This is a genomic window from Streptomyces sp. NPDC002868, from assembly GCF_055563295.1.
The window spans coordinates 142,203-165,084 of sequence record NZ_JBVHDR010000013.1 but is presented as its reverse complement, the minus strand read 5'-3'; the positions used below and the strand labels follow the sequence as shown (position 1 = coordinate 165,084).

Sequence of the window (22,882 nt, the reverse complement as noted above, 5' to 3'; positions counted from 1 at the left end):
GTACTCGAAGTACTGGCACTAATGGCAGTACTGGCATGCGCCAACCCTGAGAAATTGCTGATCCGAGAGAAGTGACCGATGGCCTCCGAGAGCTCTCACAGCACCGGTGGGGAGTCCACCGCCCTCGCGCTGAAAATACTGGTCGCCGGCGGCTTCGGCGTCGGCAAGACCACCCTGGTCGGCGCGGTAAGTGAAATACGGCCCTTGCGCACCGAGGAACACCTCAGCCAGGTGGGCCGTACAGTCGACGACACCGGGGGAGTCGACCAGAAGACCACGACGACCGTCGCCATGGATTTCGGACGCATCACCATCCGCTCCGGCCTGTCCCTCTACCTCTTCGGCACCCCGGGACAGGACCGCTTCTGGTTCCTGTGGGACGAACTGTCGCAGGGCGCCCTGGGAGCCGTCGTCCTCGCCGACACGCGGCGCCTCGTGGACTGCTTTCCCGCCGTCGACTACTTCGAGCACCGCCGTATCCCGTTCGTCGTCGCGGTCAACTGCTTCGCCGGAGCCCGCACTTACGGCGCGCACGAAGTCTCATGCGCCCTCGATCTCGATCGTGGGACACCTGTGGTGCTGTGCGACGCGCGTGACCGCGACTCCGGGAAAGAGGTGCTCGTACGACTGGTCGAATATGCCAGCCGTATGCACACGGCCCGACTGCTCGATTCGGTCGGCTAGCTGCACCTTGCCGTGTCGTCCCCCGTACGAAAGGCTTACGGACGACGCGCGGCCACGGGGAACGTATGAGCGGGGAGGACCAACCATGGCGTTGGACAAGGGCCTTGACTGGCTTCTGGACGACCTGACGAAGAGGATCGAGCACATACGTCACGCATTGGTGCTGTCGAACGACGGTCTGGTGACCGGAGCGAGCACGGGGCTGGCGCGGGAGGACGCGGAACATCTCGCCGCGGTCTCGTCCGGCCTGCACTCCCTGGCGCGCGGGTCCGGACGTCATTTCCGCGCGGGCAAGGCGCGGCAGACCATGGTCGAGTTCGACGAAGCGCTGCTCTTTGTCACGGCGGCCGGCGAGGGAAGCTGCCTCTGTGTACTCAGCGCGGCCGAGGCGGACGTCGGTCTGGTCGCGTACGAGATGACGCTGATGGTGAACCGGGTCGGCGAGCATCTGGGCGTCGAGGCCAGGCAGCCGGGCGGAACTGCCCGCTGAGTTGCGGGAATTCAGCTGGTCATGGCCCGGTTCGTGGAGTTGTCCACAGGGCGGGCGGGATGCGCCTCAGTCGGGCTACGGTCGTCACCGAGAGTATTCACACCTCACGGGGGAGACCGTCATGACGGTGAAGGAAGCATCGACGCGCAGTCTGGGACCGCACGCACCGGGCAGTCCGGCGGCGGGCGGCCCGGCGGTGGACAGTCTGGCACTGGGCCGGGCCGCTCATGAACTGAACCTGAAGCGGGGCGAGCTGGATCTCGCGGTCCAGCTGGGGCACATCCGCACCACTCCCGGTGCGAGCGGCGGCCCGCCGCGGATCGACCGGCAGGAGGTCGACCGGCTGCGCAGGTCGGAAGGATTCCCGGACGCCCTGCGGGAACGGGTGAGGACCGTGGGCACGGTCGAGGGCGCGCGGCTCATCTCGATCAGCCCGGCGCGGTTCACCCGTCTCGCCCGCACGGGCCATCTCATCCCGATCCGGTTCTATCTCAACCGCTACCGCGCGGTCGTCTGGCTCTATCTGGCCGAAGAACTCAGCGAATTCGCCCTCGCCCATCCCGCCCTCCTCAGCGGCAGGACCCCACCGGCGCTGCGGACGATGCTGGACATGGGCGAGGACCGGCGCTCACGGAACTGGCGGGGCCGACGGCTCGGACTGCTGCTGGGCAGGACCGAGGATCCCTGGGAGCGGGCCGCGGCGATCGCCTCGGTACTCGACCCGGTCGCCGTGGCGGAAGTGGTGCCCGATCCCTACGAACGCTCGCATCTGCGGGTTCTCCGGACCGAACTCGTCCCCGGCCGCCCGGAATCGCAGGCCGGGAGGGAGATGGTGGAGCGGCTGCTCCTGGCGGACCACCCGGACGAGATCCTCTGGCACCGAGTGAGCCTGGCCCAGGCACTCCGGGAGGCGCGCGAGCTGCGCCCGGCGCCCCAGCCCGCCGGGAAGACCGCCCCCGAGTTCAAGGGGGAGGCAGTTCCCGGGCGCCCCCGGCTGATGCCGGTGCGCCGAAGTCCGTACGGACGCGGCCTGCTCAGGCGACTGCGCATCAGAAAGGCGGGGTCTGTGGGCTGACGACTGCCGGATCACTGGGGCGGCCGGGCCCCGTCCGTACGGGACGCTGCTGACTTGCCGTTTCGGAAAACTGGACAAAGGGGCGCGTTCACGCCTGGTGCTTCACGCCGCCCGAAGCTTCATACTGCCCCTACGCCCGAAGCCCGCGCGGGAGGCGAAGGACACGGACGGGGCCCCTCGCCCGAGCGCGCGGCGTACGCTGATGTGGCCGACTGTCGAGGGAGGCACAAATGGGGACGTGGGCTGTGCCTTGAAGATCCTTGTGGTGGACGATCGCGAGGACAACCTCTTCGCGATAGAGAGCTTGTTACGCCCCGTGGGGCGTCCGGTGGTACGGGCACACAGCGGGGACGAAGCGCTGAAGACCGTCCTGCGCGGCGGCATAGGAGTGGTGATCCTCGACGTCGTGATGCCGCAGATGGACGGCTTGGAAGTGCTCGCCTACCTCAAACGCCTCGACCACACCCGCAATTTGCCTGTCGTGCTGATGACCGGCCTCGGCAGGGACGACGACCTGGCCGCCCGAGCCTACGATCTCGGGGTTTCCGACTTCCTGGTCAAGCCCGTCGACCCCTGGGTGGTGCGCACGAAAGTCAGGGCGCTCGCCGATCTGTACACCGAGAACCAGAGCCTGCGCGCCCAGGTCAGCGCGCTGACCGACCGACGGGCCGACGCCTCGGCCGCCGACCTCCCCAACCTGATGGACGCGCGGGTATCGCGCCAGAGCGGCGCCACCACGGGCCGCGCCCGCCGCATCCACGGCGTCGACTGACCGATGCGACGGCCGCCGGAGCCGAGCAGGCCGTACGCCCAGGGCGGCGCCCACGCGTCACCTGAAACCGGCCGCCCGCCGCCCGTCGAACGACCTGGTCTCGGCGCCCGCGGCGCCGCCGTGTCCCGCCCCGCCCCGCCGATCAGGAAGGCCAGAGTGTGCCTCTCGCCCTGCACCACCGCTCCATCGTCGCGGACGCCCACAACGACCTGCTGATGGCGGTCACCGCGCGTCCGCCGCACCGCTGGGCGGAGTTCTTCCGCGAGCGCTGGCTGCCCCAACTGCGCGACGGCGGCGTCGATGTGCAAGTGCTGCCGGTCTTCATCGGTGACCAGTTCCGCCCCGACGGGGCACTGCGCGAGACACTTCGGATGATCGAGTGCGCCCACACCCTCGCTGAGGGGAACGCGGACGCGGTACGACTCTGCCTGGACGGGGCCGATGTCGACGCGGCGCTGGCCGAGGACAAGATCGCGCTCGTACTCGCGCTGGAGAGCGCACCGGGTGTCGACGCGAACGTGGAACTCTTCGCCACGCTGCACCGGCTCGGCGTGCGGGTCGCATCCATCGCCCACTGGGGCCGTACGCCACTGGCCGACGGCAGTGGCGAGGACGCCACCGGCAGCCGCCTCACCGCCGCCGGTGTCGAAGCACTCGCCGAGATGGAGCGCCTCGGGATCCTCTTCGACGTCTCGCACTTGAGCGCGTCCGGTGTCGCCCATGTCCTGGAGCTGGCCACCCGGCCGGTCATGGCCACCCACTCCTCGGCCCGCGCCCTGCGTGACCACCACCGCAACCTCACCGACGACCAGATCCGCGGCATCGCTGCGACCGGCGGCACGGTGTGCGTGAACTTCCTGCCCGAATTCCTCGCCGCCGACCCCGCCGACTGCACGCTCGACCGGCTGGCCGATCACATCCTGCACATCACCGAGATCGCGGGATCCGACCACGTGGGCCTCGGCCCCGACTTCATCCAAGAGGTCGTCGAGGACATCACCCCGCCCTGCTGCGAGGACCGTTACGGCTTCGAGTGGGCGCTGCCCGGCCTCGAAGGCCCCCGCGGCCTGCCCCTGGTCACCGAGACGCTCCACCGTCGCGGACTGCCCAAGGACACCATCAGCAAGATCCTCGGCGGCAACGTCCTGGACCTCTTCCGCAAGGAACTGGGCCGCCCCGCCTGAGGACCCGAGTGGCTCCCGGACGCTGCACGACCGAGACCCGCGGCTGAACGAGTGGTCCGCGCCGGAGTTCGGTGAAGCCTTGCCTGGTGCGGCCCCCGTTCCCGTGCAACGTGTTGCTCGTGCCGTTCCCCCCGCCCCCCACCGGACCGGCATGAAGCTGCGCTGTTGGCCCGCTTAAGAAATCCTCGATGGACTCTGAAGTCACCGATGGGCAGATTGGTGCAGGTCCACCCGCCCTCGGTCACCCCCACCACGATGCTGGAGCCGCCCCGATGAAGGCACTTGTCAAGCAGCACGCCGAGCCAGGCCTCTGGCTCATGGACGTGCCGGAGCCGGAGGCCGGCCCCGCTGACGTGCTGATCAAGGTGCTGCGCACCGGGATCTGCGGCACCGACCTGCACATCAGGTCGTGGGACGGCTGGGCCCAGCAGGCCGTCAGCACGCCCCGCGTCCTCGGCCACGAGTTCGTCGGCGAAGTCGCCGCGATCGGCGCTGACGTCCAGGACATCGCGGTCGGTGACGTGGTGAGCGGCGAGGGCCATCTGGTCTGCGGCAAGTGCCGCAACTGTCTCGCCGGCCGCCGCCATCTGTGCCGCAGCACCATCGGCCTCGGCGTCGGCCGCGACGGTGCGTTTGCCGAGTACGTCGCGTTGCCCGCGTCCAATGTCTGGGTGCACCGCACGAAGGTCGACCTGGACATTGCCGCGATCTTCGACCCGTTCGGGAACGCCGTGCACACCGCGCTCTCGTTCCCGCTGGTCGGCGAGGACGTACTGATCACCGGCGCGGGCCCGATCGGCATCATGGCCGCGGCCGTCGCCCGGCACGCCGGCGCGCGCAATGTCGTCATCACCGATGTCAGCGAGCCCCGCCTGGAGCTGGCCCGCAAGGCGGGCGCCACCCTGGCGCTGAACGTCGCCCAGAGCGACATCGCCGAGGCGCAGCGGCAGCTCGGGCTCAAGGAGGGCTTCGACATCGGACTTGAGATGTCCGGCCGCCCCGAGGCCATGCGCGACATGGTCGCCAATATGACGCACGGCGGCCGCATCGCCATGCTGGGCCTGCCCGCGGACGAGTTCGCCGTCGACTGGTCGAAGATCGTCACCTCGATGATCACCATCAAGGGCATCTACGGCCGCGAGATGTTCGAGACCTGGTACGCGATGACGGTCCTGCTCGAAGGCGGCCTCGACCTCACCCCGGTGATCACCGGCAGCTATGGCTACCAGGACTTCGACGCCGCTTTCGACGAGGCCGCCACCGCCCGCAGCGGCAAGATCATCCTCGACTGGACCGTCTGAAGCTTTTCGTTAAGGAGTCCCACCATGTACGCGTCCGTCCGCGACGACCTCCGTACCACCCTCGACGAGATCCGCGCCGCCGGTCTCTACAAGCCGGAGCGGGTCATCGGCACCCCGCAGAGCGCCTCCGTGTCCGTCGCCTCGGGTGATGTGCTCAACTTCTGCGCCAACAACTACCTCGGTCTCGCCGACCACCCCGAGGTCGTCGCCGCCGCCAAGGAAGCGCTGGACCGCTGGGGCTACGGCATGGCCTCCGTCCGCTTCATCTGCGGCACCCAGGACGTGCACAAGGAGCTCGAGGCACGCCTGTCGGCGTTCCTCGGCCAGGAGGACACGATCCTCTACTCCTCCTGTTTCGACGCCAACGGCGGCGTCTTCGAGACCCTCCTCGGCCCCGAGGACGCGGTCATCTCCGACGCCCTGAACCACGCCAGCATCATCGACGGCATCCGGCTGTCCAAGGCCCGCCGCCACCGCTACGCCAACCGTGACCTCGCCGACCTCGAGCAGCAGCTCAAGGAGACCCAGGACGCCCGCCGCCGCCTGATCGTCACCGACGGCGTGTTCTCCATGGACGGCTATGTCGCCCCCCTCGCCGAGATCTGCGACCTCGCCGACCGCTACGACGCGATGGTCATGGTCGACGACTCGCACGCGGTCGGCTTCGTCGGTCCCGGCGGCCGGGGCACCCCCGAGCTGCACGGCGTGATGGACCGCGTCGACATCATCACCGGCACCCTCGGCAAGGCGCTCGGCGGCGCGTCCGGCGGCTATGTCGCGGCCCGCGCCGAGATCGTCGCCCTGCTGCGCCAGCGCTCCCGCCCGTACCTCTTCTCCAACTCCCTCGCCCCGGTGATCGCCGCCGCCTCCCTCAAGGTCCTCGACCTGCTGGAGTCTGCCGGTGACCTGCGCGAGCGGCTGAACGCGAACACCGCGCTCTTCCGTACGAAGATGACCGAGGCGGGCTTCAAGATCCTGCCCGGCGACCACGCCATCGCCCCCGTCATGATCGGCGACGCCGCCGAGGCCGGCCGGATGGCCGAACTCCTGCTGGAGCGCGGCGTGTACGTCATCGGCTTCTCGTACCCCGTCGTCCCGATGGGCCAGGCCCGGATCCGCGTCCAGCTCTCCGCGGCGCACTCCACCAAGGACGTCGAGCGGGCGGTGGCGGCCTTCGTCGACGCGCGGGCGACAATGGCTGGGTGATCGACCCCCGCCGGCTGCGTATCCTGCGTGCCGCGGCGGACCACCGAACGGTGACCGCCGCGGCCGCAGCGCTGTATCTGACCCCCTCCGCCGTCTCCCAGCAGCTCGCCGCGCTGGAACAGGAGACCGGCCACACCCTGCTGACCCGTAGCGGCAAAGGCGTACGGCTCACGGCTGCCGGAGAAATCCTGCTGGAGCACGCCAACGCGGTTCTGACCCAGCTGGAGCGGGCCGAGGCCGAGCTCGCGGCCTACGCGGGTGGCGCGGCCGGCGAGGTCACGGTCGCCGCGTTCGCCACCGGCATCGCCGAGGTCGTCGCCCCGGCCATCGGGCGTCTCGCCGCGGAGCACCCGGGCATCCGGGTACGCGTACGGGACGCCGAGGGTGACGAGAGCCTGCCGCTGGTGCTCGACGGCGAGGCGGATCTGGCCGTCGCGGTCGAGTACCGGGGAGCGCCCCGCGAGGACGACCGGCGCCTGGCCCGTGTGCCGCTGTACGCGGAGCCCTTCGACGCCGTGCTGCATGCCGGCCACCCCCTCGGCGCGGCCGAACGCGTCGCGCTCGCCGAGCTCGCGGACAGCGACTGGATCGGTCCGTATCCCGGCAACCCCTGCCACGACATGGTGCTGCTCGCCTGCGAACTCGCCGGTTTCCAGCCCCGCCTCATGCACTCCTCGGACGACTTCCGCGCCGTCGTGGCACTCGCCGGAGCGGGCGCCGGGGTGGCGCTGGTGCCCCGCTCGGCACTGCGCGGGATGGAGTTGAACGACACCGTCGTACGACCGGTGGCGGGCCCGGCCGCGACCCGCCGGGTCTTCGCCGCCGTACGCCGAGGCGCGGAAGCGCACCCGCTGTTCCGGCCGGTCCTCGACGCACTCGCCGATTCCGCGGCCGGACTCTCCACCGACTGAGCGCAGCCGACCGGTCAGTCCTTGGCCGGCGTCGCCTCCATCGCCTGCTTCAGGTTGTCCAGGGTGGTGCGGATATTGCGGCGCTGGAAGTCGGCGAACGTGTGCCCCCGGGTCGCCATTCTGTCGAAGGCATGGGCCAGTGCATCGGGCCAGGCACGCCGGTCGTCGGTCCAGGTCTCGGTCACCCGGGTGCCGCCATCGACGGCCTCGAAGCGGTACTCCCAGGTGGCGATGCGACCGGGCAGCAGAGGCCGGCGCCGCCCTATGGCACGCACCCGGAAGGCGAACCGCTCACCGGGATCCGCCGCGGTCACCGTGCACCGCGTGGTCCAGCGCATAGGCCCGCGCTTGTTGTAGCCGTTGAAGACCATGCCCACATACGCCCACTCGGCGCCGTCGAGTACCGTCGCGCCCCGGTTCTCCGGGCTCCAGCGGCCCATCAGCGCGGGGTTGCTGACCTGTGTGTAGATCGTCGAGGGTGCGGCGTCGATGACGATGCTGTCCGAGACCGAGAAGGTACGTGCCATGGGTATGACTCCGATCGTGGCTACGGGTGGACGAGTCAGTCGGTGATCAGCCCTTCGGCCGTGCGGCGTCGGCCAGGATGGAAGCCTCGACCGCGTCGTAGTCGTACTCCTCCTGGCGGCGCGTCCCCGGGCTGTGGCGGGCGAAGACAGTGCCGAGCCAGCCTGCGAGGAATCCCACGGGGACGGAGACAAGGCCCGTCGTGGTGTACGGGAACCAGGTGAAGTCGCTGTCGGGGAAGATCGCTTGGGCGGAACCCGAGACGAGGGTGGTCCCCGTGATGAGGATCAGAACGCTCGCCGTACCGCCGATGAGTGTGCTCAGCAGCCCGGTGCGGTTGTAGCGGCGCCAGAAGAGGCTGTAGATGAGCGCGGGCGCGATGGCGGAGGCGCCCAGGCAGAAGGACAGAGTGACCATCGCCTGCAGGTTCACATGCCGGGATGCCGCCGCGAGGAAGATCGCCGTAAGGCCGACCGCAGCGGCCGTCGCCCGGGCGATGGTCATCTCGGTGCTGTCACGCAGAGCCTGCTTGCGGCGCAGACCGTGCGTGATCAGGTCGTGGGCAAGGGTGTTGGCGCAGGCGAGCGTGATGCCGGCGACGGACGCCAGCAGTGTCAGGAAGATCGCCGTGGCCATGGCGGTGAACAGCAGCGTTTCAAAGGTGGAGACGTCGGTGCCCATGATCGCCTGGCTGACCAGCAGGATCGAGGTCTTGCCCTGTGGGTCGCCGGCGGTGATCTGCTCGTGGCCGACGATCGCGGCGGCGCCGAAGCCGATCACGGCGCAGAGCAGGCACACGACGACGACGGTCGAGACGGCCCAGGACATGGAGCGCCGCACGGCGGGTGCGCTGCGGGAGCTGAACATACGCATCGTGATGTGCGGGAGGCACGCCGCGCCGAGCACGACGGTCAGCTGGGCGCTGATCATGTCGAGCCCGTCGCCGCCGAACTGGAGCCCGGGCGCGAGATACGCATCGCCCGCACCGCTCCCGCGTGCCGCCGCGTCCAGCAGCGAGGGAATGCTGAAGTCGAAGCGGTTCAGGATGAGCGAGGCGATGGCGGTGGCCGCGGCGAGCAGCACCACAGTCTTCACGATCTGGATGAAGGCGGTGCCCTTCATACCGCCGATGGCCGCGTAGATGATCATCAGGAGGCCGAGCAGCACGATGGAGCCGGTCTTGAAGCCCGCGGCGTTGATACCGAGGACGAAGGCCAGCAGATCACCGGCGCCCGCCAGCTGGAAGATCAGCAGGGGGAAGAGGGCGATAAGGGTGACCAGGCACGCGGTGATGCGGACGGCGGAACTGGGGGCGCGCCGGGTGAGCACGTCGCCCATGGTGAACCGGCCCGCGTTGCGCAGGGGTTCGGCCAACAGGAACATCAGCAGCACCAGGGAGAGAGCGGTGCTGAGAGCGAGTACAAGACCGTCCTGGCCGAGCAGCGAGATGACTCCGATGGTGCCCAGCACACTCGCGGCGGAGATGTAGTCGCCGGCGATGGCAAGGCCGCTCTGCATGGGGGACAGGGAGCGGAAGCCGGTGTAGAACTCGTCCAGGTCGTCGCGGTCGGGCCCGGTCATCACACACAGCAGCAGGGTCACTGTGGTCACCGCGATGAAGGCGACGAACGACATGGTCTGGGCCTCGGAGCTGAATCCGGTCATCGGCGTGCTCCCTGGGTGGTCGGGGCGGCATCGAGGCGGACGGCCTCGGCGAGCGGGTCGACCCGGCGGCGCGCGGACTTCTCGTACGCGGCAACGGCGATCAGGGTCATGGGGAGCTGGATCAGGCCGAGCAGCAGAGCGATGTTGAGGCCGCCGGTGATCTTGCCCGTCATCAGCCCGGGCGCATAGGCGGAGAGTATGAGGAACAGTACGAAGTACCCGAGGGCAGTCACAGTCGCGACCCGGCGCAGCCGACGGTAGGCGGCACTCAACGCCCGTATGTCGTGGCGCGGATCGGCTGGTGGCTCGGCCGCCGGCGGCGCCTGCCAGGCCTGGTGGGGGTGGCCCGGCTGCTCGGGATATGAGGGCTGTGGGGGGTAGTACGACATCGCGATGGGTTCCTCGTATGCCTGTGCGGACGGCAGGGGCAGGGCATGCTGACGGAGCGGCCACGTTACCCGCGGGTAGCGGCAGCCGGTGCATTGTTGCATGACTGTCCGGTCGGTCAGTTGACTGTTCATGGACCGACCAGAGCCCTGTCTCCGGCCTCAGAAAGGGGCGGCCCTGGCCGCGACAGACCGTTCGGCGACTGTGATCACGGCGCCGCGGTCCGCGAAGCGACGACTGCTCCGCTCCCACCAGCGGCGATGCCGACGGCGTCCGCCTCTGCCACCGCGTCGGACCGACACCGGTGAGTACGACGACCACGCCCGCCACGACCCGGAAGGTGAGCGCTTCGTCGAGAACGATCGCCCCGAGTGCGATGGAGACCACAGGCAGCAGATAGCCGACGGTGGCCGCGCCCTCGTCCGCGATCAGCCGTTCCTCCCGCGCGGCCGGGCCGGACCCGACGGTTGTCGGGTCCGGCCCGGCCGGCGTACTGCGGGAAGAGCGCGTCAGGGATGGCTGACGAGATTGGCCACGTTCGTCGAGGAGTTGGACGGGCCGCCTCTGTCGTTGATGACATGGCGGATGGTTCCGGTGCCGCCGAGCGAGACGGTCACCATGTTCCGGAATCGCACATTCGGATTGTTGGGGACCTCGAAGGCGTGCTCGGCGGTCACGGACGGATTCGCATTGAAGAAGCAGTAGCTGCCGAGCCCGAACGCCTGATGGCTGGTGACCGAGTTGGCCACCTTGTACGCCGCGTAGCCCTGGGTCGAGCCGTTCATCCAGGCGGCCTGGTTGGGCGGGTCGTACGGCATCTCGTTCTGGTAGAAGTACGTGCGCCCGCCGTTGCCGTTCCAGATCGTCTGATGCTTCTGGTAGTGCTCCACGAACAGCCCGTACATCGTCACGTCATCGCCGTTGACGACGAGTCCCGTGTCCGCCGTATTGCTGTTCCAGCCGATGCCGCTGCCGTGGTCGCCGCGCCAGATCCACATGTGATCGCCGATGACGTTGTCGCTGTTGACCACCAGGCTGGTGGTCGCCTTGCCCACCGCGGCGCCGCCGACCCGGAAGTACACGTCGTGCAGGGACGTCGGGTTGGCGCTGTGACCGGCCGAGGAGCCTGCCGGGCCGACCTCCATCAGGGTCTGCGAGTTGGTCGTACCGGCGTCGAAGAGGATGCCCGCGACCTTGACGCCGTCGACATCGGCGACCGTCATGGCGGTGACGCCGCCGTCCGGGATGAACGTGGCGAGGCCGATCCCCAGGATCACGGTGTCGGGGCGAGTCACCCGCAGGGTCTGATTCAGGTGGTAGACCCCCGGAGTGACCAGCAGGTTCTTCCCCTCGGCCAGTGCGGCGTTGATTTGCGCGGCGGTCGTCCCGACCTTCACGACGAAGAACTGGTCCATGCCGAGCGAGGTGCCGGCGGCGTTGCCGCCCGCCCACGTGGTGCCCGACGAGTTGGCCCGCAGGGACGGTACGAACACCTTGTAGGCTCCGGTGCCGTCCACGTACAGGAACGGCTTCTCCCGGACCGTGGGGCTCTCGTTCACGGTCGTGTAGGGCGGGTTGGGGAAGGTGTTGCCCGGAACGCCCTGGCTGCCGACGAAGACCATGTTCCAGTTGGATCCTGTCCAGCTGCCGAGCTGGGAGTTGCGGGTCAGCCACTGCTGCTGCGAACCGGACCGCACTTGACCGTCGATCTTGCTGTCGGCCATGAATCCGCCGCTTGCCCAGCCGCCGTCGTCCAGCGCCAGGTTGCCACGGACATGCATGCGCCGGTACGGAGCCGCCTGGGACACCGCCCACCGGTCTGTGCCGCCGGCCGGGTTGACCGAGAGGTTCTCGGCGCCGCGCCAGAAGTTCTGAGTGGCGTTCTGCGGCGGGAACCAGTCGGCCTCGACGTGCACCGCGCCGTTGATCGTCACCGAGTCGGGCGACTGGCCGAGGCCCAGAACCTGGGTGTAGAAGCCGACATTGACGTCGTTGCTGTAGGTGCCCGGCTTGAACATGACCGCGTAGCGCTGGGCGCCGAACTGGTTGGTCTCCTGCTGCTGGAAGATCGAGTTGAGCCGGCTCTGGATGGTCGAGGACGGCATCGAGGGGTCGAAGACGACCACGTTCGGTCCGAGGTCCACGTCACCGGGCGCGCTGTTCACGGGCGCGACCTGGAACCGCTGGGCCGCCGTGCCGTTGCAGGTGTACTGCACAAGCTGGACGCTGTCGGCCGCCGAGGCGGAGGGGACGTCCAGGCACTTGCCGCTGTTGCGGTTGACGAAGTGGTAGGCGCCACCGCCCTCGTCGACGGCCTGCCACTGCTGGTTGTTGCCGCCGCCGTACGTCCACAGGTGCACCGCGGCGTTGTCGGCGGTGGACACGTCGCTCACGTCCACGACCTGGCTCGCGTCATTGCGGTTGTTGATCCGCACGAAGCCGTCGCTGGTGGCCGTGAAGCTCCACTGCTGGGCGGCGGAGTTGTTGCACGCGTACTGCTGGACGGCGGTGCCGTTCACGGTCGCGGCCGAGCGCGCGTCCAGGCACTTGCCGCTGCCGCTGTTCACCACGGTGGCCCAACTGGTCGGCAGAGCGGCGGCCCCGGCCGCCCCGGCGGTTCCTTGAGGGGTGGCCGCCTGGGTGGACGGGATGGCGGCGAGGGCCGAAAAGGCCGAGGCCACCACGACGAAGGCAGCCACAAGGGGCCTTGTGCGGCGGGCGGTTGTGAAGGCGTGACGGCCCGCTCTGGGCGTTCGCAGGGATCGGAGCACGGTTTCTCCTGTGCCGGCGGGCCGGCTCGGTGGGGGGTTGACGGATGGGGGAGAGGGACGGGGAAGGGGAAACGGCCGGTGTACTGGGCGAAGACGCGGGTGAAGTCCCACGGCTGCTGGGAGACGCCCGAGCAGGTGACGGCGCAGCCGCCGGTGCAGGGACGGACGCGGTTGACCGACCAGAAGGTCAGCCGCGCGAGGTGCCGCTGCCCAGCACGCCGCGCAACACGGCGGGTCTGCGAAGGAGTTGCCCGCTCATCGGCCGGTCACCGTCCATTTCTGGTTGGCGGCTCCGGTGCAGGTCCAGATCTGCAGGCGGGTGCCGTTGGCTGAGCTGTTGCCGGTGGCGTCCAGGCATTTGTCGGCCTGGGGGTTGACGATGTCGTGGGCGGCGGTGACGACCCACTGCTGGGCGGCAGTTCCGTTGCAGTCCCAGAGCTGGCCGGCGGTGCCGTTGGCCGTCCCGGCGGAGGTGACGTCCAGACACTTGCCCAACGCCCGGATCGTGCCGTCCGTGCCGACGTTCCACTGCTGGGCGCCGGTGCCGTTGCAGTCGTAGAGCTGTACGGGTGTGCCGTTGGCGCTGTTGGCACCCGCCACGTCCACGCACTTGCCGCCGAGACCCGTGATGGTGCCGCCGACGCCCGGGCTGTCGCTGGTGCTGACCCGCACATGGTCGACGACGAGTTGCTGGGGGAAGACGGTGCTGCCGTCGGGGTCGCCGGGCCAGTAACCGCCGACCGCGAGGTTGAGGATCAGGAAGAACGGCTTGTTGAACACCCAGGTACGGCCACCGAGATCGGCAGGCGTACGCCGCTGGTAGACGTTGCCGTCGACCGACCAGGTCACCGAATCGGGAGCCCAGTCGACGGCGAAGGTGTGGAAGGCGTCGGCGAAGGCCTGACCGCCGGGGAGGGTGTACGCGGCGCCGATGCCGCCCGAGCCGGAGTAGCCCGGGCCGTGGAGCGTGCCGTGGACGGTGGAGGGCTCGAAGCCGACGTTCTCCATCACGTCGATCTCGCCCGAGCCCGGCCAGCCGACCTGGCCGATGTCGTTGCCGAGCATCCAGAAGGCGGGCCACATGCCCTGGCCGCGCGGCACTTTGAGCCTGGCCTCGACATGTCCGTAGGTCTGGGTGAACTTGCCCGCGGTGTTCAGCCGGGCGGAGGTGTACTCACATCTGCCGTACCAGCACTGGTAGTTGGCAGGGTTCTCGCGGCGGGCGGTGAGGACCAGATGACCCTGGCCGTCGAGAGCGGCGTTGCGGTTGCCCGCCGTGTAGTACTGCCGCTCGTGGTTGTTGACGTTGTCGCCCGTCTCGATCTGCCATTTGCCGGCGTCGACGGCGGAGCCCGCGGGGCCGTCGAAGTCGTCGGAGAACGTCACTGCGGCAGGTGCCGCCGCAGCGACAGGCGGTGCGGGTTCGCCCTGTGCGATACCGCTGGTGAGAGTCGCAAGGGTCAGGACTGACAGAACGGACAGCAGCAAGCGCCGCGTCAAACGGGGGGAGTCCATGACTCTCCCTTCCGGGACATGAAGGAGGAAGGGGATGTGTCGTGCATATGACATGAGGCTTAGTTCACTACGTGATTTAAGAAGTGAACTAAGCCACTGTCAAGGGTTTGGTATGGACCACGACACCGTCGAGACTCACCAAATAGTGCGCGCTTGCAAGTAATGGCGTCTGCAATTATTGTGGGCGCTCGTAAGGCGCAGACGCAATCGTTCTGGAAGGTCCTCCCATGCCACTCGCGCTCCTCGCCCTCGCCATCGGGGCCTTCGGTATCGGCACCACCGAGTTCGTCATCATGGGGTTGCTGCCCGATGTCGCTTCGGACTTCGGCGTGTCGATCCCGATGGCTGGATTCCTGGTCACCGGCTATGCGCTCGGGGTGGTGCTCGGCGCCCCGCTGATGACCATCCTCGGTACGAAGGTGTCCCGGAAGCGGATGCTGATGCTGCTGATGGGCCTCTTCATCGCCGGGAACGTCCTCTCCGCCGTCGCACCCGTCTTCGGCGTGATGCTGGCCGGCCGAGTCGTCGCCTCGCTCGCCCACGGCGCCTTCTTCGGCATCGGCTCGGTCGTCGCGGCCGACCTCGTCGCTCCCGAAAAGAAGGCGGGCGCGATCGCGATGATGTTCACCGGTCTGACCGTCGCCAACGTCGTCGGCGTCCCGCTCGGCACCTACGTCGGCCAGAGCGCCGGCTGGCGCGCCACCTTCTTCATAGTCGCCGCCCTCGGCGTTCTCGGACTCTTCGGCGTGGCGAAGCTGGTGCCGGAGCAGTCCAAGCCCGAAGGCGTACGGCTGCGCCACGAGCTGGCGGCCTTCCGTAATGTGCAGGTCCTGCTGGCCATGGCCATGACGGTCCTCGGCTTCGGCGGAGTCTTCGCCGCGATCACCTACATCACGCCGATGATGACCGAGGTCGCCGGGTTCGCCGACTCGTCCGTCACCTGGCTGCTGGTCCTGTTCGGCCTCGGCATGGTCGGCGGGAACCTGATCGGCGGAAAGTTCGCCGACCGCGCCCTGATGGCGCTGCTGTACGTGTCGCTGGGCGCCCTCTCCCTCGTACTGGCGCTGTTCACCCTCACCGCGCACAACACGGTCACCGCGGCGATCACCATCGTCCTGATCGGCGCGCTGGGCTTCGCGACCGTACCGCCACTGCAGAAGCGGGTCCTGGACCAGGCCGTGGGCGCTCCCACCCTGGCCTCCGCTGTCAACATCGGCGCCTTCAACCTCGGCAACGCCCTCGCCGCCTGGCTCGGCGGCATGGTCATCGCGGCCGGACTCGGCTACACCGCACCCAACTGGGTCGGCGCCGCCCTCGCCGCCTCCGCGCTCGGCCTCGCCGTCGTCTCCCACCTGCTGGAGCGCCGCGCGGCGACCACCCACAGCCTGGTCGTCACCGCCTCCACCCCCGACGCGGCCGCAGTCTCCGCAGCCAACCACTGATCCACCGCACCAAGGAGCCACCTTCATGACTACCGTCACCGCCTTCGCCCCGCTGACCATCCAGGACGTGGAGACCCTCGTGGACACCGCCCGCCGCGCCGCCGAAGCCGCCGGGGTCAGCGCCGCCGTCACCGTCCTGGACGCGGGCGGTTGGCCTCTTCCACACCCTGCCGACCGCCCTCGACAAGCCGCTGCTCTTCATCGCCGGCGGCATCCCCCTCCACCGCGACGGCCGTCTCATCGGCGCGATCGGCGTCGGCGGCGGGGCCCCTGACCAGGATCGCGGCTTCGCCACCGCGGCCGTAGAAGCCCTTGTGTAGCTCGACGGTCCCTCATGCGGGCTGTGCATATTCCGGCTGTTGAGAGCCTGAGATTGATAGAGTCCGCATATGCCGATGACGCTGAGGGAGACGCTGCGGCTCACCGTCGCCGCCCTGATGCAGGCCACCGGGGACTCCCAGAACGACCTGGCAGGCCCCCTCGGCCTGACGCAGACGCAGATCTCCCGCCGCCAGTCCGGCCGTACGGCATGGACGCTGGACGACTGCGACCTGCTGGCCGCGCACTTCGGCCTTCCCGCCCTGGAACTGCTGGCCGGACCCACCCGCGCCTGCGAATTGCTGCCCGCCGCCCGCCTGCGCAGCGCGCGTACGGAAACGGCACGGGCTCCGAGGGCGGTGGGGCGGTGACGGATTTCGAGTCGGTCGATGCGCTGCTCGCATCCGTGCGCGTGGAGGCCGAACTGCCGTCCGCGGACGAACGCCGCGCGTTGCGCCTGGCCCTGAAGCTCTCCCAGGCGGACGTGGCGCGAGCTCTCGGGGTCAACCCGAAGACGGTCGGCGGCTGGGAGTCCGGCCGTGAGCCGACCGGGGAGGTGCGGGCCAGGTACGCCTACCTCCTCGAAGGGCTACGGGCGAAACTCGAGCCGGAGCCGGAGCCGGAGCCGGAGCCGGAGGCACCTGAGGCCACCGTGGCGGAGCCTGAGTCGGCGGCCACGACTCCCGCCGCGGAACCCGAAGGCGACGACGTCGAGCTTCTGGCCCAGCCGACGGCGTGTGTGCTGTGCGGCGGGCTCGCGACGCATCAGGTCGCGGGCTTCCCGCAGCACCTCGATCCGGCCGACTGCGCGACCGCGATCCCACAGGCTGCGCTCCCACAATCCGCGCCTTCGCCGGCGCCAGTCCCTGTCGCCGCCCGGCCCGAAAAACCTTCCACACGGCGGGCGTTCCAGAGCACCTCGGACATGCCCGACGTGATCGGCGACGCGGTCCGCGCGGCGCTGGAGAAGCACGGCGGCGATCTGGAGGCGGCCACGGCAGCCCTGGTGCGCCGTGCGATCCCGGACGCGATGAGCCTGCTGGACGCATGCCGCAAGGGCGCGCGTTACGACATCATCGGGCACCCCTGGATCCCCGACATCCTCCGCAAGAAGACCGCGAAGGGTGCCGACGAGATCTGGGAGGCCCGCCCCAAGTGGACGCGGCCCGAGCTACCGCCCGGACAGCACGAGATCACCGCTCTGGACATCAACGGCGCCTATCTGTCCGCTTTGAAGACACATTTGCCGCTCGGCGAGCTCGAGCATTCCTCCGGAAATCACCACGACCGGCGCCGCGCCGGAGTGCACCTGATCACCCCGCCCGACTGGGAGTACGAGGACGTGCTCCCGAATCCCATCGGCGCACGCGACGAGCCGGGCCCGCTGTGGGTGAGCGAGCCGACACTCCGCCTTCTGCTGCGCCTTTCGACGGCGAAGTACGGACTGTGCGAACCGCCCGTCATCCACGAGTCGTTCACGTCCGGGGCCACGGAGAACCTACTCGAGAAATTCCGCGGCGTGCTGCGTGACGCCCGTGAAAAGGCAATCGAGGAGAACGACGACGTAACGCTGGAATACGTAAAGGCGATGTACTCCAAGTTCGTGTCCACGATGGGGGAGTCGAACTACAACCGGGAGTTGTACCGGCCGGACTGGATGCACATCATCCGCTCCCAGGCGTTCGCCAACCTCTGGATGAAGGCGTACAAGGCGCACGACGAAGGCCTCGCGGTGGTCCGGGCCATGGGCACCGACGAATTGCATGTGCTCGGGGACTGGCGGAGTGTCTTCTCAGAAGGCCGCGGCGTTGCCGAGGTGAAGGTCAAGGACGTCTATGAGGCCGGTGCCGCCGTGGACGAGGATGCAGGGGAGGCGCGGTAAATGCCTGAGCGCACGCACGATTTCGGGCACTACGGCGCCCGCGGCATCAAGGGCTCGGAAGCCGCCGCGCGTCAGCTCGACCGCCTGGTCGAGGGCATCGCCTCGCCCGTGACGTCGAAGAGAGGCCTGCTGGCGCGCCTGCACTATCTGACGAAGACCGCCCATGCGCTCAGCGCGGCGCGCGAGGCGGGCCTGACCGCCACCGACCGCACCGTCAGGGCCTGGCTGTCCGGCAAGCGCAGTCCGTCCAGAGCGAACCTCGAACGTATCGACACGGCGTACTGGGCAGTCCGGCGCAGGAACGTCGCCCGCCACCTCCTCGGGCGCCTCAACTCGCGCGGCGGCACAAGGGTGGAGCTCCACCCGCTCAACCAGTCCCAGGTGGCTCGCCCGCACCAGCGGGTGCTGGGCTTCCGCACCCTCAATATCCGTCACTGGGACGCCATCGTCCGAGCATGGTCGGCGGGCGACTTCGAGGCCCTGGACGACGCGTGGATCGACCAGATCGCCGACCTCGGCTCCGACTGGGGGAAGTACGAGTACGTGACAAACCTCGGCTTCGCCGCCTGACGACCCCGGATGCTGGGGAAGCCGAGGAACACCTCGACACAGCGAGGGAGGCGAAGTGGCACAGCCACCACCGAGTCCTGACGACGGTGACTTTCCCGCGCGCAGCGCACCGCGCTGCTGGGAACTCGGCGAGTTGGACGCCCAGGTGGCCCAGTGCCGGGCCTGCCCCAGGCTGGTGGCCTGGCGGGAGGAGGTCGCCGAGACGAAACGCGCCGCCTTCCGGGACTGGGAGTACTGGGGAAGGCCGGTCCCCGGATTCGGCCCGCCGGACGCGGCGCTGGCCGTGGTCGGGCTCGCGCCCGCGGCGCACGGCGGCAACCGGACCGGCCGGATGTTCACCGGGGACGCGTCGGGCGACATCCTCTTCGCCGCGCTGCACGCCGTCGGCCTCGCTTCCCGGCCGGACTCCACGCACCGCGGCGACGGGCTGAAGCTGCGCGGAGTACGGGTCACGGCACCCGTCCACTGCGCTCCACCGCAGAACAAGCCGACCCCGGCCGAGCGGGACGCCTGTCGGCCGTGGCTGGCGAGGGAGCTGGAGCTGCTCAGCCCAACCCTGCGCGCGGTGGTCGTCCTCGGCTCCTTCGGCTGGCAGGCGCTGCTGCCCGTCCTCAGCGAGGCGGGGTGGCAACTGCCGCGACCCCGGCCCGTGTTCGCGCACGGCGCCCAGGTGACACTTCCCGGCCGCGGGGAGCGCCGGGAGCTGTACCTTCTCGGCTGCTATCACCCGAGCCAGCGCAACACATTCACCGGGCTGCTCACTTTCCCCATGCTCGTCGACGTGTTCCGCCACGCCGTCGATATCACGGGCTTGGATCAATGATGCTGTTCATCGCGGTTTCCGGCGTCGGCCCCGTCTAACGGCATCATCGTCGGCGTGGCTCGTCGCCAGTCCGTCGTGCCGCCGCCTCAGCCCGTGGCATCGGGCGTGGGCACGGGCTGCCCATCGTGCAGGCCCCGCTTGGTGTACCCGGACCAGATCATGGCGGGATAGCCGTCGCCGATGTTCTTGAGCGTGACCTGCTTGTGCGTCGTGGGGTCCTCGCCGAAGAGGCCGATCGCGGTGACGAGGTCGTTCGTGGAGCCGATGAACCACTCGGCCTTCCTGTCGTCGGTGCGACCCGATGTCGTGGTGACGGCCTGCTCGCTGACGCCGGGCGTCAAAGGGCCGTCGATCTCGCGTCGGCCGACGCCGCCGCTCAGATACGAATTGACCAGGTCGGCGGTCCTGGGGTCGATCGCCTGACCGCCGACCGCTCCCCGCAGATGTGTACTTTCTCCGTCGCGCTCGGCGGACTTCACGATCGAGGGGATGACCTTCCTGCCCTCGTGGTGGAAGGAGGCGTAGACACCGGCCAGTTCCAGCGGGCTGGCTCCCATCAGCCCCAGCGACGTCGCCTCTGGTGAGGCGAAGTCGTCCGTGTCCACATCCATTCCGAGCGCGGTGGAGATCTCTTCGATGTGCTCGGTGCCGTACTGATCCTTGTCTTGGGTTTTGACCTCCATGGATGCGGCCACGGCGACGGGTTCGAAGGTGGGGCCTGCCTGGTAGTCGGAGCGGGTGGCGTTGCTGAGGTAGTGGCGGGTGTAGTCGCGGCCTCCGTAGAGCGCGACGATACGGCCGGACCTCGGGTCCACCGAAACGGCTCCGGCCTGCCGATTGCCGTCGGCGGCCGCTTCCCCGGAGGCTTTGTCCGCATCCGCATCCGCATCCGCATCCGCATCCGCATCCGCGTCCGCACCTGCGTCCGCGCCTTCGCCGAGCCCCGCCGTGACAGCCTGCTCCAGGGCCCGCTGTTTGTCCGGATCGATGTTAAGCGTGATACGCCAGCCACCGCCCGCCAGCTCCTGCTCGCTGACCCCGGAGGCCATCAGCTCGCGCCGGGCGGCGTCCACGAGATAGCCCGACTGGCCGGACAGCCCGGCGCCCGGCGTGGGCGCCACCGGCTCGGGGAACTTCATCCGCTGCCGAGCGCCCCTGTCGAGCCAGCCCTCATCGACCATGTTGTCGAGTACGTAGTTCCAGCGCTCCGTGACCAGCCGTTTGCCCTCGGGGCCGGCGATGGCCCAGTCGTACTGGCTGGGAGCCTGCAGCAACGCGGCAAGATACGCGCCCTGTTCGACGCTCAGCTCCTCGACTTCCCGGTGGTAGTAGGCGCGGGCCGCGGCCTGGACCCCGTAGGCGAGTCGCCCGTAGTAACTGCTGTTCAGATACCCGGCGAGGATGTCGTCCTTGGAGTTCTGCCGGTCGACCTTGAGGGAGATGACCAGTTCTTTGACCTTGCGGGTGACGGTCTGCTCCTGGCTGAGGTAGTAGTTCTTGACGTACTGCTGGGTGATCGTCGAACCACCCTGTTTGCCCTTGCCGGTGAGTGTGCTCAGGATGCCGCGGGCGGTGCCGGACAGCGAGACGCCGGAGTCGCTGTAGAAGTCCTTGTTCTCCGCGGCGACGAAGGCGTGCTGGACGTCCTTGGGCACCCTGCCCAGCGGGACGGTCTCCCGGTTGATCTCCCCGGTGCGGGCGAGGCGGGTGCCGTCGCTGTACAGATAGATGTTGCTCTGCGCCTTGGCCAGTTCATTGGCCTGCGGGATGTCGATGGAGACGTAGAGGACGGTGAAGCCTCCGGCGAGCAGGACGATCAGGGTGACGACGCAGGCGAGTGCCTTCTTCCAGGTGAGGAAACGGCGGAAGCGGCCTGTCCCCGTCCGCTTCCCGGCCTTGCGCCGTGGCCGCCAGGCACGGGTCTCGCGGTGTGCCCCTCTCGCGCCTCTGGACGCACCTGCCTCGCTGCTGACCTCGCTCGCCTTCTGCCGCCCCGATGTCCGGTCCGGACTCCACCTGGTACGCATGGCGCCATCCTCAGCGCCGGAGATCTTTGTAAACGCAAAGGGAGACATCGGCTGTGCCTCGGAGATGTATCAGCCGTGTATCGGCGGCTCCGCGTCCGGGAGGCGCAGGGTTGCCTGCGCGCCGCCATCGGGCGCGTTGGCGAACTCCAGTGCCGCGCCGATGACTTGGGCCTGGCCGATGGCGATGGTCAGCCCGAGCCCATGGCCTGTGCCGCGTTCCCGGGCGCCGGTGCGGAAGCGCTGCGGACCGTCGCGCAGCACGCTGTCCGGGTAGCCGGTGCCGTGGTCGCGGACGGTCACGGTCCTGTCGTCGCCCGCCACCGTGACCGTGACGGGCGCGAGGCCGTGCCGGTGCGCGTTGACGATCAGGTTGGCGAGGATGCGTTCCAGCCGTCGTGAATCGGTCCACACCTCACCCCCTTTCCCCTCCTCCCGGTCCGCCCCGTCCTCCGCGTTCTTGACGACGAGTTGTATGGAAAGGCCGGTGCGGGCGGTGATGTCTTCGACCAGGTGACCGAGGTGGCTGGGGGAGAGGTCAGCCTCCTCTGCCCCGGCGTCGAGCCGGGAGATTTCGAGGAGGTCTTCGACGAGGGCGGCCAGGACGCGTACCCGGTTGCGCACATATCCGGCCGCCTCCCCCTCGGGGAGCAGTTCGGCGGCGGTGACCAGGCCCATGAGGGGGGTACGCAGTTCATGCGCAACGTCGGCGGTGAACCGCTGCTCGCTGCGCAGGCGTTGTTGCAGTGCGGCGGCCATGGTGTCGACAGCCGCGGAGATTTCGGCGATCTCGTCACGGGGACGCGGCGGGGCCTCGATCCGGGCATCGAGGTCCCCGCCGGCGATGCGCCGTGCGGTTCCCGCCGCACTGCGCAGTCGGCGGCTCATCCGCCCGGCGCTGAGCACGCCGAGCGGCAGCACGGCCGCAGTAGTGAGCGCTCCGGCCCAGGCGATGCTCGTGTCGAGAGCGCTGATGTCGCGCAGCGTGGTGGTCATGTCGATGCGTACGGACAGCACTTGCCCGCCCGCGGGTCGGGCGGCCCACATCGCAGGCCCGTCGGGATCGGTGGCGTACTCCGTTCCTTGATGGCCGCGGGCCGCGAGGCCGCGCAGCCCCGCGGGCACCCCGGGGGCGTCGAGACTGGCGCCGGTTCCCTGGACGGTGCCGGAGCGGGCATAGGTGACGGCGGCCCGGTCGAGCGTGGTACGGGCCGCCTCACGGGCCTGCGTCAGTTCCCGGTCGCGCGAGGCATGGTGGACGAGTAGGCCCACGGCGGCGACAACGGCGCAGATGGCCACGGCGACGAGGGCGGCGATGCGCCATCTCAGCGGCATGG

20 protein-coding genes and 1 pseudogene are annotated in these 22,882 nt (G+C 69.2%); 14 read left to right on the top strand and 7 right to left on the bottom strand.

The window, feature by feature from the left end; translation table 11 throughout:
* Nucleotides 1-78 precede the first annotated feature (78 nt).
* The 8 genes from ACZ3H8_RS32335 to ACZ3H8_RS32300 all read left to right on the top strand — a co-directional run bounded on the left by ACZ3H8_RS32335 (nt 79) and on the right by ACZ3H8_RS32300 (nt 7,623).
* The gene (locus ACZ3H8_RS32335) at nt 79-684 is read left to right on the top strand and encodes a GTP-binding protein (RefSeq protein WP_467407845.1); all 606 of its coding nucleotides are present in this window, start codon (nt 79-81) and stop codon (nt 682-684) included.
* Between the two features lie 85 nt (nt 685-769).
* Nucleotides 770-1,174 carry a roadblock/LC7 domain-containing protein gene (locus ACZ3H8_RS32330; RefSeq protein WP_398991720.1) on the top strand — a complete coding sequence of 135 codons (405 nt, stop codon included), beginning with the start codon at nt 770-772 and terminating at the stop codon, nt 1,172-1,174.
* A gap of 121 nt (nt 1,175-1,295) precedes the next feature.
* A complete protein-coding gene (locus ACZ3H8_RS32325) occupies nt 1,296-2,249 on the top strand; it encodes a DUF6397 family protein (RefSeq protein ID WP_467407844.1) in 954 nt (317 codons plus the stop codon).
* Nucleotides 2,250-2,514: 265 nt separating this feature from the next.
* Nucleotides 2,515-3,021, top strand: a complete 507-nt coding sequence (locus tag ACZ3H8_RS32320) for a response regulator (RefSeq protein ID WP_467407842.1) — start codon at nt 2,515-2,517, stop codon at nt 3,019-3,021.
* Between the two features lie 158 nt (nt 3,022-3,179).
* Complete coding sequence (locus ACZ3H8_RS32315; RefSeq protein WP_467407841.1) at nt 3,180-4,205, top strand: dipeptidase; 1,026 nt, start codon at nt 3,180-3,182, stop codon at nt 4,203-4,205.
* Between the two features lie 272 nt (nt 4,206-4,477).
* Complete coding sequence (tdh, locus tag ACZ3H8_RS32310; RefSeq protein WP_467407839.1) at nt 4,478-5,506, top strand: L-threonine 3-dehydrogenase; 1,029 nt, start codon at nt 4,478-4,480, stop codon at nt 5,504-5,506.
* A gap of 24 nt (nt 5,507-5,530) precedes the next feature.
* A complete protein-coding gene (locus tag ACZ3H8_RS32305) occupies nt 5,531-6,712 on the top strand; it encodes a glycine C-acetyltransferase (RefSeq protein WP_467407838.1) in 1,182 nt (393 codons plus the stop codon).
* Nucleotides 6,709-7,623, top strand: a complete 915-nt coding sequence (locus ACZ3H8_RS32300) for a LysR family transcriptional regulator (protein ID WP_467407837.1) — start codon at nt 6,709-6,711, stop codon at nt 7,621-7,623. Before ACZ3H8_RS32305 ends, ACZ3H8_RS32300 begins: the two co-directional genes overlap by 4 nt.
* Before the next feature lie 14 nt (nt 7,624-7,637).
* Here ACZ3H8_RS32300 and ACZ3H8_RS32295 read toward each other — a convergent pair whose 3' ends face one another.
* The 5 genes from ACZ3H8_RS32295 to ACZ3H8_RS32275 form a co-directional block, all read right to left on the bottom strand.
* A complete protein-coding gene (locus ACZ3H8_RS32295) occupies nt 7,638-8,150 on the bottom strand; it encodes an SRPBCC family protein (RefSeq protein ID WP_467407836.1) in 513 nt (170 codons plus the stop codon).
* A gap of 46 nt (nt 8,151-8,196) precedes the next feature.
* Complete coding sequence (locus tag ACZ3H8_RS32290) at nt 8,197-9,813, bottom strand: sodium/solute symporter (RefSeq protein ID WP_467407834.1); 1,617 nt, start codon at nt 9,811-9,813, stop codon at nt 8,197-8,199.
* Entirely contained in the window at nt 9,810-10,202 is a 393-nt protein-coding gene (locus tag ACZ3H8_RS32285; protein ID WP_467407833.1) for a DUF485 domain-containing protein, read from the bottom strand. The genes ACZ3H8_RS32290 and ACZ3H8_RS32285 overlap by 4 nt, the downstream gene beginning before the upstream one ends.
* A gap of 507 nt (nt 10,203-10,709) precedes the next feature.
* The gene (locus ACZ3H8_RS32280; RefSeq protein WP_467407832.1) at nt 10,710-12,899 is read right to left on the bottom strand and encodes an RICIN domain-containing protein; all 2,190 of its coding nucleotides are present in this window, start codon (nt 12,897-12,899) and stop codon (nt 10,710-10,712) included.
* 327 nt (nt 12,900-13,226) lie between these two features.
* Nucleotides 13,227-14,486 carry a ricin-type beta-trefoil lectin domain protein gene (locus ACZ3H8_RS32275; RefSeq protein ID WP_467407830.1) on the bottom strand — a complete coding sequence of 420 codons (1,260 nt, stop codon included), beginning with the start codon at nt 14,484-14,486 and terminating at the stop codon, nt 13,227-13,229.
* Between the two features lie 227 nt (nt 14,487-14,713).
* Here ACZ3H8_RS32275 and ACZ3H8_RS32270 point away from each other — a divergent pair, with 227 nt between their 5' ends.
* From ACZ3H8_RS32270 to ACZ3H8_RS32245, 6 genes and pseudogenes are all read left to right on the top strand, one after another.
* Complete coding sequence (locus ACZ3H8_RS32270; protein ID WP_467407829.1) at nt 14,714-15,928, top strand: MFS transporter; 1,215 nt, start codon at nt 14,714-14,716, stop codon at nt 15,926-15,928.
* 25 nt (nt 15,929-15,953) lie between these two features.
* Nucleotides 15,954-16,248 (top strand): annotated as a pseudogene (locus ACZ3H8_RS32265) (heme-binding protein).
* 69 nt (nt 16,249-16,317) lie between these two features.
* Complete coding sequence (locus tag ACZ3H8_RS32260) at nt 16,318-16,617, top strand: helix-turn-helix domain-containing protein (RefSeq protein WP_307659559.1); 300 nt, start codon at nt 16,318-16,320, stop codon at nt 16,615-16,617.
* A complete protein-coding gene (locus tag ACZ3H8_RS32255) occupies nt 16,614-18,128 on the top strand; it encodes a helix-turn-helix domain-containing protein (RefSeq protein WP_467407827.1) in 1,515 nt (504 codons plus the stop codon). Before ACZ3H8_RS32260 ends, ACZ3H8_RS32255 begins: the two co-directional genes overlap by 4 nt.
* A complete protein-coding gene (locus tag ACZ3H8_RS32250; protein WP_467407826.1) occupies nt 18,129-18,698 on the top strand; it encodes a transcriptional regulator in 570 nt (189 codons plus the stop codon).
* A gap of 55 nt (nt 18,699-18,753) precedes the next feature.
* Entirely contained in the window at nt 18,754-19,521 is a 768-nt protein-coding gene (locus ACZ3H8_RS32245) for a uracil-DNA glycosylase (protein ID WP_467407825.1), read from the top strand.
* Between the two features lie 86 nt (nt 19,522-19,607).
* On the opposite strand, the gene ACZ3H8_RS32240 is transcribed toward ACZ3H8_RS32245, so the two are convergent.
* Both ACZ3H8_RS32240 and ACZ3H8_RS32235 read right to left on the bottom strand, forming a co-directional pair.
* Entirely contained in the window at nt 19,608-21,548 is a 1,941-nt protein-coding gene (locus tag ACZ3H8_RS32240) for a transglycosylase domain-containing protein (protein ID WP_467407823.1), read from the bottom strand.
* Between the two features lie 69 nt (nt 21,549-21,617).
* Nucleotides 21,618-22,880, bottom strand: coding sequence for an ATP-binding protein (locus ACZ3H8_RS32235; RefSeq protein WP_467407822.1), 1,263 nt, complete (start codon nt 22,878-22,880; stop codon nt 21,618-21,620).
* Nucleotides 22,881-22,882 lie beyond the last annotated feature (2 nt).

Coding starts and splice junctions, on each gene's coding strand:
- ACZ3H8_RS32275 (WP_467407830.1), bottom strand. CDS start 14,486: ATGGACTCCCCCCGTTTGACGCGGCGCTTGCTGCTGTCCGTTCTGTCA.
- ACZ3H8_RS32305 (WP_467407838.1), top strand. CDS start 5,531: ATGTACGCGTCCGTCCGCGACGACCTCCGTACCACCCTCGACGAGATC.
- ACZ3H8_RS32295 (WP_467407836.1), bottom strand. CDS start 8,150: ATGGCACGTACCTTCTCGGTCTCGGACAGCATCGTCATCGACGCCGCA.
- ACZ3H8_RS32285 (WP_467407833.1), bottom strand. CDS start 10,202: ATGTCGTACTACCCCCCACAGCCCTCATATCCCGAGCAGCCGGGCCAC.
- ACZ3H8_RS32335 (WP_467407845.1), top strand. CDS start 79: ATGGCCTCCGAGAGCTCTCACAGCACCGGTGGGGAGTCCACCGCCCTC.
- ACZ3H8_RS32235 (WP_467407822.1), bottom strand. CDS start 22,880: ATGCCGCTGAGATGGCGCATCGCCGCCCTCGTCGCCGTGGCCATCTGC.
- ACZ3H8_RS32290 (WP_467407834.1), bottom strand. CDS start 9,813: ATGACCGGATTCAGCTCCGAGGCCCAGACCATGTCGTTCGTCGCCTTC.
- ACZ3H8_RS32260 (WP_307659559.1), top strand. CDS start 16,318: ATGCCGATGACGCTGAGGGAGACGCTGCGGCTCACCGTCGCCGCCCTG.
- ACZ3H8_RS32250 (WP_467407826.1), top strand. CDS start 18,129: ATGCCTGAGCGCACGCACGATTTCGGGCACTACGGCGCCCGCGGCATC.
- ACZ3H8_RS32330 (WP_398991720.1), top strand. CDS start 770: ATGGCGTTGGACAAGGGCCTTGACTGGCTTCTGGACGACCTGACGAAG.
- ACZ3H8_RS32240 (WP_467407823.1), bottom strand. CDS start 21,548: ATGCGTACCAGGTGGAGTCCGGACCGGACATCGGGGCGGCAGAAGGCG.
- tdh (WP_467407839.1), top strand. CDS start 4,478: ATGAAGGCACTTGTCAAGCAGCACGCCGAGCCAGGCCTCTGGCTCATG.
- ACZ3H8_RS32325 (WP_467407844.1), top strand. CDS start 1,296: ATGACGGTGAAGGAAGCATCGACGCGCAGTCTGGGACCGCACGCACCG.
- ACZ3H8_RS32270 (WP_467407829.1), top strand. CDS start 14,714: ATGCCACTCGCGCTCCTCGCCCTCGCCATCGGGGCCTTCGGTATCGGC.